This window comes from Bacillus sp. S4 (assembly GCF_040838205.1).
GTDB lineage: Bacteria > Bacillota > Bacilli > Bacillales > Bacillaceae_G > Bacillus_A > Bacillus_A cereus_U.
Map to the genome: position 1 here is coordinate 1 of NZ_JBFPJI010000111.1, position 10893 is coordinate 10893.

A 10893-nucleotide genomic window follows, 5' to 3' on the forward strand; every position below is an offset into this window, starting at 1 on the left:
TGGTGATATAATTTCTTTCCACTCTTCTTCTAATAAATTTACTTTCAAATTTTCTTGTAAGTATACATTTATGTCTTTGAAATTTAATTCATGTAACTCCTTTTTCTGTTCCAATGACATATTCGCAATCGCACTTGCTGCGTGATGTGCATGCCGAAATGGTATTTCATAGTTTTTTGTTAAAACATCTGCGAAATCTGTAATCGTAATCGCGTGTTTATATGAGCGACTTTTTAACGTTTCCTCTTCTACTTTCATCGTTCGAATAACTGCGTTCATAATACAAAAAACACGAATCGCCTTTTCGATTCCTTTATATAAATACGGCTGCAAGTCATCCTCCGTATCAACAATATCGCCAAATGGTGTATTATGAATCATTTGAAATACAGTAAATGCTTCCCCTAAAGCACTACTCGTAATAGCGCGGGCATGTTCAATTGAAACGGGATTTCGTTTTTGCGGCATAATACTACTTATTTGCACATATGGCTTTGCTACAGTAATCCCATCATATTCTTTCGTCGCTAATAGTAAAAAATCATGAATCCATCTACTCGTATTCGTCATAATAACCATTAGTAACGAGCTAACTTCTAATAAATAGTCCGCTCCAGCAACAGCATCGTATGAGTTCTCAATTACATTTGTAAACCCAAGTAACTGCGCAACTCGTTCTCTCTTAATAGGAAAACTTGTTGTAGAAAGGGCAGCTGCCCCCATTGGAGAATGATTTACAAGATGATACGCTTTTTTCATTCTTTCTAAATCTCGTTGCATCGTATCGTAAATTGCCAAAACATAATGACCAAATGTTGTCGGCTGCGCCGGTTGTGTATGTGTATACGCGGGCATAATTGTTTCCATATGTTCACCGGCAAGCTCCAGCATACTTTCTTGCAGCAATAAATGATGTTCCATTAACCGTAATACAAATTGCCGTAAACTCATGCGATACATCGTTACACCCATATCATTTCTACTTCTACCGATATGCATATTACTTACAAATTCACACTTTGCTTCTTGAGAAAGCAAATGTTCAACTAAGAAAAAAAGATCTTCATGTTGCTCTGTATATAGCAACTTCTCCTTTGGAATCCCCTCTACTTTTTTAAGTGCGGTTAATATAACTTTCGCTTCTTCTCTTTTCATCAACTTTTCTTCAGTTAACATAGTAATATGTGCCCTATGCACTTGAAACATATCTTTTAATAAATAATTACGCTGAAAATTAAATACGTGCTGTAATACACAATCTACATATGTTTTCCCAGGGAAATCAGCGCCTTCCTTCTTAATAAACTCTTCTTTACTCTGTTTCATCACCTTTTCCCCTTTCGCCTAAGTGTTACTACCCATCATACCCAGGGATGGTGAAAAAGTGCTTGTACATAAAAATAAACTCGGCGCTCATAGCACCAAGTTTACTTAATAAAAGTCGCATCATACTTATCACTTTGCAACACTTGGAAGTGTAGATTTGCTAAATGTTTACGTATTTCAGCACTGTCATCTTCATTTAAATTATTTGCCAAGAAAACAATTTCTGTACAGTTTCCGCGTTTATCCATTGCATAAACTGCTTTTGTTACCGTCCATGGTGTATAACCATTCTTTTGCCCGGCATGCCTGAATGTTTTACGATATTTCTTTGCACTCATATCCGTTTCGACGATATTCGCCCACACTTTTTCTTCCGCTTCTGTAAGACCACCTTGATGATTTGCCTTTTGAAGCAGTACCATATAATCGTTAGCGGAAGCAGCCGGCAATCTATCCGACCAAATTTTGTCGTAACGTTCCTCTAAATATAGAGGAATTTCCTTCTGTAATAATGGTCCCTTCTTTTTTAAGCGTTCATGAATAATCATAGCATATTCACGATATTGCTCTTGAGACATTTCTTTTAACTTTTTCTCTATTTTATATTTTGGAACATGTAATTCTTTATGCAAATATCCCGGAATGTATAAAGATGAAACGATCGGAAATAGCGGTTGATGTGCAGGAAGCGCTAAACTTTGTAAATTCCGATTAATATTGTCTAATCCTAATACCTCCATTAAATATTCAGTATTTGCATTAGAACTAAACTTAACCATTCCTTTTGCAACTTCTTCTAAAGAAACCGCTCCTTCAGTTATCTTTTCTTTTTTTTGTAAATAATTTTGCCATCTATCTTGTGCACCACCATCTGTACTCGGCACATAATAACGATTCACATCATTAATTGAAACGAAACTAGACGGATCGATTTTCCCCTCTGTAACTTGTTTCGTATATTCAAGCGCCACAATTAACTTCATCGTACTAGCAACTGGCAATACAACATCTGGATTTACAGAATACACAACTTTATCATTTCTCTTTACTAGAAGAGCGCTATTTTTTTCATTTTTATGCTCTTCAATAAAGGATGCGATGTACTGCGCATCATCATTATTTGAACTCCACACTTTTTTCACTAAAAAGTTACCCGATATCAGCAAAACAAAAATACCCACAATCACTGCGCATACTATAGTTTTTTTCAAGTAAAATTCCTCTCCTATTGTGTAACTCTTCTCTATTTATCTCTTAAAAACAAAATAATGGAGATGATTATTTAAATAATCATCTCCATTATTTTAACTTGTATGTTCCTATTATGTCTACGTCATAATTTTCACAAAATCCTCAAGAAACTTTTTATAATTTAATGACCAACCAATTCTCACCCAATTTTTCAATGCTTTCGCTTCAGGTTGCGGGCGAAAATCAGCGATACTTTCCCCCTTCGCAACTCCAATCGTATCTACATCAACACGACGATACACGTAATCTAAAAGAGATGGATTTGCCGCTACCATCATCGTTACTACATCATGTACTGGGCTCCCTGTTATTTTTGGATTCAGGTTTTTATAAGCTTTATAATAATAATTGAAAATCGGTTCTATTAATTTCTTGAAATTCGTTTTAGAATGTTTCGTAATGTATTTCACCATTTCCGGTGTAATAATCGCTTCTGAAGTAACGTTAAGCGGTATTAATGTCACATTTTTTGCATTTTGCATAACTAATTGTGATGCAATTGGGTCTCCATGAAAATTTGCCTCCGCGACTGGCGTAACATTTCCGGGCATTAAAAAAGCACCGCCCATTATATAATATTCTTTCACGTACTTCATCATCGGTTTTTCTAAAATAAATGCCGTCGCCAATGTTGTTGACCTGCCAGCATCAACAATGATTAATTCTCCTTTATACTTTTCAAGAATATCGAAAAATGCACAAAATGATTTTATATTTGGAGAAAAGGCTTTCGGAGGCTTAATTGGTCCTAAGCCATCTGCACCGTGAATCTCCGGATAATACGTCACAAAATCTCCGGATAAAGGAATTTTCGCACCATTAATAACAGGTATATCTTCTCGCCCTGCCATTTGCAATAAATAAGCCGCATTACTTGTCGCCTTTCCTTGTGTTACATTTCCATATCCCGTTACGACACCAACAATATCAATATCAGGATGTAACAATCCATACATAATTGCTAAAGAGTCATCAATTCCTGGGTCTCCTAAAAACAATATTTTTTTCATAGACCTCAACTCCATCCCATCAATTGTTATTACTTTATGAATGTATGGCGGAATACAGACTGAAAAAGAAAATTTTGCATAAACAAAAAACGTAGGAACTTCGCATTAGAAGTCCCTACGTTTTTCTATATTTTTATGCTACTTTTTTCATCGTAACCATACTACCAATTATATACGCAATAAATGCAAAGCAAATCGGGAAAACAACTGTATGTATACCGAATGGATTAGGATAGCAAAGGTGAATAAACATATAGGAACCTACTCCAACTAAAATAGATGCGAGAGCTCCAGTTGCATTTCCCTTTTTCCAATATAACCCTAACACAATCGGCCAAATGAACGCTGCTTCTAAACCACCGAAAGAAAATAAATTTAACCAAATTAAAAAATCTGGTGGTTTAATAGCCGCTGCATAAACAAGCAGTCCTACGATACCAGTAATCCACAGACTTCCTTTTTTTATCGTACTAGCCGCTGCATCTTTATTTATGTAGTTCACATATATATCTTTAATAATTGACGAACTTACAAGTAATAATAATGAGTTCACAGTAGACATTATCGCTGCCATTGGTGCAGCTAAGAAAACTCCAGCTAACCAAGGTGGCAACACTTCCATCGCGAGTAGCGGCATTACTTTATCTGGTACCGTTATGCCTGGAAGGACTACTCTTGCAAACACACCTGTTAAATGCATACCAATCATAATTGTACCGACGACAACCGTTCCAATGATTAATGCTTGGTGCATAGCTTTTGAATTTTTATAAGACATAGCACGCACACTAATTTGCGGTAATCCAACGACACCAATTCCAATTAAAATCCAAAATGATGTGACATATGATTTCGTTAAACTACCATCCGCTCCGAACGGTGTTATTAAATTCGGATTAATTTGAATAAGTTCCTGCATAATCTTTTCAACTCCGCCACCAGCAATGACAGTAGCAATTAAAATGATTGTTGTTCCGACTAACATAATGATTCCTAATAACGTATCTGATAAAGCGACTGCACGAAATCCACCAATTAACACATACACAAGTACAGAAAATGTAAATAAAAATAGTGCCGTTGTGTAGGAAAGTCCTGTTAGCGACTCAATTAATCGTCCGCCGCCAACCCACTGGGCTACTGTTGCTGAGAACAAAAAGATTATAATACATAATGCAGAAAGAACAACTACCGCTTTATTATTGTATCTGCCCTTTAAATAATCAATAAGCGTAATTGCTTCCATCTTCCTAGCGATAATAGCAAACTTTTTACCGATAACCGTTAAAACGATATATCCTGTTACAACTTGAATCGCTGATAACAGCACCCATCCCAGACCCATATTGTAAGCAATACCAGGCCCGCCGATAAAGCTACTTGCACTACCGTACGTAGCAATCATCGTCATAGCTAATAATAAACCACCAAGTTCACGCCCACCAAGAAAATATTCTTGTAAAAATTTATTATTAGCGGTTGCTTGTACACGTCTTGATGCATATACACCAATTAAAAACACAACGATAAAAGAAATTATCATTGGGATTATTACATACCAATTCATCTATCATTCCTCACTTTTTTCTTCCTCATCGAGTGGAATATCTTGAAATAAAAAACGAACAACTAAAATAAGCAAAATAACCATTACGATAAATCCAACGATACAGCTATAAAAAAACCATGCTGGAAAACCTAATACATATGTATATTCACTCGGATCCTTACTTCCAAGCCCATAAGCAAATCCATACCATATTATAAAATTAATAATAGCTAATCCAAGACCAATTAACGCTTCTCTATGGGCAACTCGAAAGCGCGGATCATCATGATAATTCTTCATTTTCTCCCTCCTCTCACGATGTATAATTGTACCACTGTTTTTCTAGTTTTTCCTACTAGAAAACAAAAACGCGCAGGATTTTTTGTAATTATATAGAATACAATGTTTCATTACATATTTTTTACAATTGTAATGAAAATGAAATTTGAATTTTCAGCATTTATTATTTATGATTTTAAGTAGAGGCTTTTCATCTAGTTCCCACATCCTTGATTTCGGAATAAACGCCGTCTCGTACTGCGTTTAAATTATATTTTCAAGGGGGTTATACAATGAGTCAACTAGCTGTAAATCTTCATGAAAAGGTAGAGAAATTTCTTCAAGGCACAAAGAAATTATATGTAAACGGATCATTTGTCGAAAGCGCTTCCGGGAAAACGTTTAAAACTCCTAACCCAGCAACTGGTGAAACACTCGCTATCGTTGCTGAAGCTGGTCGAGAAGACATTCATAAAGCTGTCGTAGCTGCTCGAATGGCTTTCGATGAAGGTCCTTGGTCACGCATGAGCACTGCTGAACGAAGCCGTCTTATGTACAAGCTCGCTGATTTAATGGAAGAGCATAAAGAAGAGCTGGCACAGCTTGAAACTTTAGATAACGGAAAACCAATCCGCGAAACTTTAGCAGCAGACGTTCCTCTTGCAATTGAACATATGCGCTATTATGCTGGCTGGGCTACAAAAATCGTTGGACAAACAATCCCTGTTTCTGGTGAATATTTTAACTATACACGCCATGAAGCTGTTGGTGTTGTCGGTCAAATTATCCCATGGAACTTCCCACTTCTTATGGCAATGTGGAAAATGGGCGCAGCCCTTGCAACAGGATGTACAATCGTTTTAAAACCTGCAGAACAAACTCCACTATCCGCTCTATACTTAGCTGAATTAATTGAAGAAGCTGGATTCCCGAAAGGCGTTGTTAACATCGTTCCTGGATTCGGTGAAACAGCTGGACAAGCTCTCGTTAATCATCCACTCGTAGATAAAATTGCATTTACAGGCTCTACTCCAGTCGGCAAACAAATTATGAGACAAGCATCTGAATCGTTAAAACGCGTTACATTAGAGCTTGGTGGTAAGTCGCCAAACATTATTTTACCAGACGCTGACTTATCTCGAGCGATTCCTGCTGCCCTTTCTGGTGTTATGTTTAACCAAGGACAAGTGTGCTGCGCTGGGTCACGCTTATTTATTCCGAAGAAAATGTACGATAATGTCATGGCTGATCTCGTTCTATATTCAAAAAAATTAAATCAAGGTGCTGGTCTAAATCCAGAAACTACAATCGGACCTCTCGTTTCTGAAGAACAACAAAAACGTGTAATGGGTTATATTGAAAAAGGAATTGCAGAAGGTGCTGAAGTACTTTGCGGAGGAAACAAACCATTCGACCAAGGTTACTTCGTTTCTCCTACAGTATTCGCTGATGTAAATGATGAGATGACAATCGCTAAAGAAGAAATTTTCGGTCCAGTTATTTCTGCATTACCGTTTAACGATATTGATGAAGTAATTGATCGTGCGAATAAATCACAATTCGGCTTAGCGGCTGGTGTATGGACAGAAAACGTAAAAACTGCACATTATATTGCAAGCAAAGTACGTGCAGGTACAGTATGGGTAAACTGTTATAACGTCTTTGATGCAGCATCTCCATTTGGAGGATTTAAACAATCTGGCCTTGGCCGCGAAATGGGATCTTACGCGCTGAACAACTATACAGAAGTGAAGAGCGTTTGGATTAACTTAAATTAACGAGAAAGAACCTGACCTACTCGGTCAGGTTCTTTTCATTATGTATTCATTTACACTTGCAACCCACCGCTCACATTTAATACCTCTCCTGTAATGTAAGACGCATACTCTGATGCTAAAAAGGCAGCTGCGTTTGCAATATCTTCCGGTGTTCCGATTCTTCCAACTGGAATCGCTCCAACCATTTTCTCTTTTACTTTATCCGGTATTGTTTTTGTCATATCAGTATCCATAAATCCTGGACAAATCGCATTACACGTAATACCAAAACTTCCAACCTCTTTCGCTGCTGTTTTTGTTAAGCCTACTACCCCTGCTTTTGTAGCCGCATAATTCGCTTGTCCAATATTTCCTTCCCTACTAATAGAAGAAATATTAATAATCCGTCCATATTGTTGTTGCCTCATATAAAGAAGTGCTGGCTGCATACAATAAAAAACGCCAGTTAAGTTCACTTGTAATACTTGTTCCCAAGCAGACTTCTCCATCTTATGTAACATTGCATCTTTTGTAATCCCAGCGTTATTCACTAAAATATGTAATGTACCAAATTTTTGCACCGCATATTCAATTAACGACTTCGCTTCATTTTGATTACTCACATCACATCGATATAAGCTCACATCATACCCTTCATCTGATAATTCACGTGTCGTTTCTTGTAGCTTCTCTTCATTTACATCACTAATTAATACTTTAGCCCCTAGTTTTGCAAAAACTCGTGCGATTTCTTTTCCAATCCCCTGCGCAGCACCCGTTACAACAGCTGTTTTCCCATTCAACAAGTCCATCCCTATCCCCCATTTCTATTAGTTATATTGTATATTTCGGCTCTATGCTTTCCAAATCCTCTTTGTATAAAAAAGTCTATTTGTGTCAAACTAACTTTGCAACGTCGCATAAAGTGAAACTTTAATCAGCCCTCACCAATCGGGCATTTACGGGCAGTTAATCTCCCACCTAGCTTCTTTGTTCCATCTGAATTTTAAGGTGGGAGTTTTACTACCCGTTTATGCGGGATAAAACACAAGGAGATTGTGTCGAATGAAAAAAAAGAACGTAAATCGAAACAAAGCTGCCGATGGCATTGATGTTGAGTTCGCTCGCGAACTCGCTGACCACAATGACTTAGAAGCAAACGCACGTGCAAATGCCGCTGATGCACGTCAAAAACGCCAATCAACAGAAAAATAAGGCACTACAACGTTCCTTATTCTTTTCAACAGGGACCTACTACCCATCAAAATAAACCGAGAGTATCTCTCGGTTTATTTTCTATATTTCTTTACGTAATGCGCTAAAGCAAGTAACGGATATATATGCCCATAACTATGGTAGCGAATATAAAAGCCACCCGGTAACCCTGTACCAGTAGGATATTTTTCATTCATAGTAGACTGCGCGAGCAAATATGAAATTCCTTTTCGAATAATCGGTGTTTCTTGATCGTAGTAAGAAATAAGTGCATCAAGTGCCCACGCTGTTTGTGACGGCGTGCTAAAGGGTAAAGAAATAATTTTTTTCTCTACACTACTTTGACAGGATTCTCCCCACCCTCCGTCTTCATGCTGCAAATGCTCGAGCCATGAAGCTGCTTTTTTCAACGATGGATGAGTAGAAGGCACTTCTACTGCACGTAAGCCTGTCATCGTTGCCCATGTCCCGTATATATAACATATCCCCCATTTTCCATACCATGATCCATTCTGTTCCTGTACATCCATTAACCATTTGATAGCTTTCTTTTTTTGCTCTTCAGGCAATTCATTCGGTGCATACGTTCCGAATAATTCTAACACCCTACCTGTAATATCTGGTGTGGACGGATCGGTTATCATATCACTCGCATTTTCAATCGGCAAATTCGATAGTAACTTGCTCGTTACCCCTCGTTCAAAAGCTCCCCAGCCTCCATCATTGTTTTGCAATCCTTTTACCCATTCCACGCCTCTTCCCCAAGCCTTATCTACTCTATCATTCCCTCTACTTCGCGCTAACGCTCTAAGGACAGCTGTAGTATCGTCTATATCAGGGATCGTCGTATTAACATCTGAAAATCCCCAACCGCCAGCTACAAGTGATGATGCATGTACGCTCCAATCTACCTTTTTAGTTTGTTGTTTTTGCAATAAATACTCTGTCGCCCTTTGAATCATCTTATTTTCATTTGTAACTTTAGCTTCTTGCAATGAATAGCTAAGTAAAGCGGTATCCCATACGGTAGAAGGAGAATTTTGCAAATGACTTCCTCTGTCCATCTTCCATATATAAGATTTTAATCCTGTCACAGCTTTCTCAATAATTGGAGACTGAATAGAGTGCCCTAATGCAAGCAAAGCATAAATCATATAAAACGTAGCACTCGCATAACTATACAAAGTTCCATTTTCATCTATACGCTCCTTCATAAAGCGCTCTACTTCTTCGTATCCTTTATGATGTAACGATAATGGATACGATATTACCTTTTTCACATCACCTAAAAACGATTGAAACAGCGGAGACCGCTCCTCTCGAAACCATTGCCCACCCCCGCCTGCAATATGATTTAAATTTGGCAATAACTTTTTCTCTACACGGAATCTCTTATTCATACAAATCATCATCGGAATTAAATGTATACGCGCTGAGCTGCTTAGCCCAAATATACTGAGGGGGGAGTCATCTTGTAAAAATAAGATTGGCGTTGGAAAGTGAAAAAGCGCAGGAAATTCATATTCTCCATGAATCGCTAATAAAAATTTCGTCATAAAATGAGCACGAGAAACTCCCCCGTGTTCCTTAATAAACATTTCAGCTCGCCTCATATTCATATCTTCTTTCGAATATTTTTCCGAAGCAAGTAAAGCAGCATATGCTTGAATCGTGGCGGATAAATTCCCTCCCCTTTCATCTTCATATAATTTCCAAGTCCCTTCATTTGTTTGAAGAGATGCTAACCTTTTCACAAACGGTTCTATTTCGTCATTTCGCCCTAATAATTTGAGTAAAAAAATCATATGACAATCCGTTAGTAAAGCTCCTTCAAAACAAAATGACCACGTTCCGTCTTGCCTTTGCATCGTTTGAAGTGCAGTCGTTCTCCGCTCTATCTCCTCACGCACTTTGTCATATAGTAGCACACCGCTCACCCACCCTTTCTAAGTCCGTATACGATATTCGAAAACTTAGCTAAATATGTATGAAAACAAAGAAAAGCAGAACGTGTATTACACACATTCTGCTTACAAACAATACCCAACCCCGACAACAATTCCTAATAGTGCACCAACAACAACTTGATAAGGTGTATGTCCAACGAGCTCATTTAACTTTTTATATTCTGTTTGTCTACCATGAAAAAAATCATTCAATATTTTCGCTTGCTTACTAACCGCAAGCCTTACTCCTGAAGCATCGTACATAACAATAATGGCAAAAATAGCGGCAACCGCAAATATTGGACTCTCCACACCTTCCACCACTCCGACACCTGTAGCAAGTGCAGTAACAGTCGACGCATGCGAACTTGGCATTCCACCTGAAGCAAAGAACTTAGCAAAATCAAACTCGCCTGTTTTTATTAATTTAAAAACGACTTTCGTTAACTGTGCTAAAAACCAAGAAATTATAGCTGCTATAAGTGGGTCATTATGTAAAATTGTTTCCATGTTTTTCAGCTCCTCACTGACTATAATGGAATTTCTATATAATATAAGTA

At 37.7% G+C, this 10893-nt stretch carries 10 protein-coding genes; 2 read left to right on the forward strand and 8 right to left on the reverse strand.

From position 1 onward, the window contains the following. The 5 genes from argH to AB3X48_RS12655 all read right to left on the reverse strand — a co-directional run. Nucleotides 1-1326: argininosuccinate lyase (gene argH / locus AB3X48_RS12635; protein WP_367959617.1), on the reverse strand; the 1326-nt coding region annotated here is incomplete at its 3' end. Nucleotides 1327-1427: 101 nt separating this feature from the next. Beyond that, nucleotides 1428-2537 carry a serine hydrolase gene (locus AB3X48_RS12640; protein ID WP_002111085.1) on the reverse strand — a complete coding sequence of 370 codons (1110 nt, stop codon included), beginning with the start codon at nt 2535-2537 and terminating at the stop codon, nt 1428-1430. A gap of 117 nt (nt 2538-2654) precedes the next feature. After that, nucleotides 2655-3587: a nucleoside hydrolase gene (locus AB3X48_RS12645; protein ID WP_016105806.1), complete on the reverse strand. Its 933-nt coding sequence runs from the start codon at nt 3585-3587 to the stop codon at nt 2655-2657. 133 nt (nt 3588-3720) lie between these two features. After that, the gene (gene panF, locus AB3X48_RS12650; protein WP_016105807.1) at nt 3721-5154 is read right to left on the reverse strand and encodes a sodium/pantothenate symporter; all 1434 of its coding nucleotides are present in this window, start codon (nt 5152-5154) and stop codon (nt 3721-3723) included. Nucleotides 5155-5157: 3 nt separating this feature from the next. Further along, nucleotides 5158-5436, reverse strand: a complete 279-nt coding sequence (locus tag AB3X48_RS12655; protein WP_016105808.1) for a YhdT family protein — start codon at nt 5434-5436, stop codon at nt 5158-5160. A 272-nt stretch (nt 5437-5708) separates the two neighbouring features. On the opposite strand from AB3X48_RS12655, the gene dhaS reads away from it, so the two are divergent. Beyond that, the gene (gene dhaS / locus AB3X48_RS12660; protein ID WP_002160956.1) at nt 5709-7193 is read left to right on the forward strand and encodes an aldehyde dehydrogenase DhaS; all 1485 of its coding nucleotides are present in this window, start codon (nt 5709-5711) and stop codon (nt 7191-7193) included. A gap of 50 nt (nt 7194-7243) precedes the next feature. On the opposite strand, the gene fabG is transcribed toward dhaS, so the two are convergent. Beyond that, nucleotides 7244-7984, reverse strand: coding sequence for a 3-oxoacyl-ACP reductase FabG (gene fabG / locus AB3X48_RS12665; protein ID WP_002111090.1), 741 nt, complete (start codon nt 7982-7984; stop codon nt 7244-7246). 253 nt (nt 7985-8237) lie between these two features. Between fabG and AB3X48_RS12670 the strand changes: the two genes are divergently transcribed. Continuing rightward, complete coding sequence (locus tag AB3X48_RS12670) at nt 8238-8387, forward strand: YfhD family protein (protein WP_002066466.1); 150 nt, start codon at nt 8238-8240, stop codon at nt 8385-8387. A gap of 74 nt (nt 8388-8461) precedes the next feature. Here AB3X48_RS12670 and AB3X48_RS12675 read toward each other — a convergent pair whose 3' ends face one another. Beyond that, the gene (locus tag AB3X48_RS12675) at nt 8462-10315 is read right to left on the reverse strand and encodes a terpene cyclase/mutase family protein (RefSeq protein ID WP_016105809.1); all 1854 of its coding nucleotides are present in this window, start codon (nt 10313-10315) and stop codon (nt 8462-8464) included. Nucleotides 10316-10417: 102 nt separating this feature from the next. Beyond that, a complete protein-coding gene (locus AB3X48_RS12680) occupies nt 10418-10843 on the reverse strand; it encodes a divergent PAP2 family protein (RefSeq protein ID WP_000447809.1) in 426 nt (141 codons plus the stop codon). Nucleotides 10844-10893 lie beyond the last annotated feature (50 nt).

Bases quoted from the DNA above. Each gene is read 5' to 3' on its own strand.
- AB3X48_RS12645 (WP_016105806.1), bottom strand. From the start codon at position 3,587: ATGAAAAAAATATTGTTTTTAGGAGACCCAGGAATTGATGACTCTTTA.
- panF (WP_016105807.1), bottom strand. From the start codon at position 5,154: ATGAATTGGTATGTAATAATCCCAATGATAATTTCTTTTATCGTTGTG.
- AB3X48_RS12655 (WP_016105808.1), bottom strand. From the start codon at position 5,436: ATGAAGAATTATCATGATGATCCGCGCTTTCGAGTTGCCCATAGAGAA.
- dhaS (WP_002160956.1), top strand. From the start codon at position 5,709: ATGAGTCAACTAGCTGTAAATCTTCATGAAAAGGTAGAGAAATTTCTT.
- fabG (WP_002111090.1), bottom strand. From the start codon at position 7,984: ATGGACTTGTTGAATGGGAAAACAGCTGTTGTAACGGGTGCTGCGCAG.
- AB3X48_RS12670 (WP_002066466.1), top strand. From the start codon at position 8,238: ATGAAAAAAAAGAACGTAAATCGAAACAAAGCTGCCGATGGCATTGAT.
- AB3X48_RS12680 (WP_000447809.1), bottom strand. From the start codon at position 10,843: ATGGAAACAATTTTACATAATGACCCACTTATAGCAGCTATAATTTCT.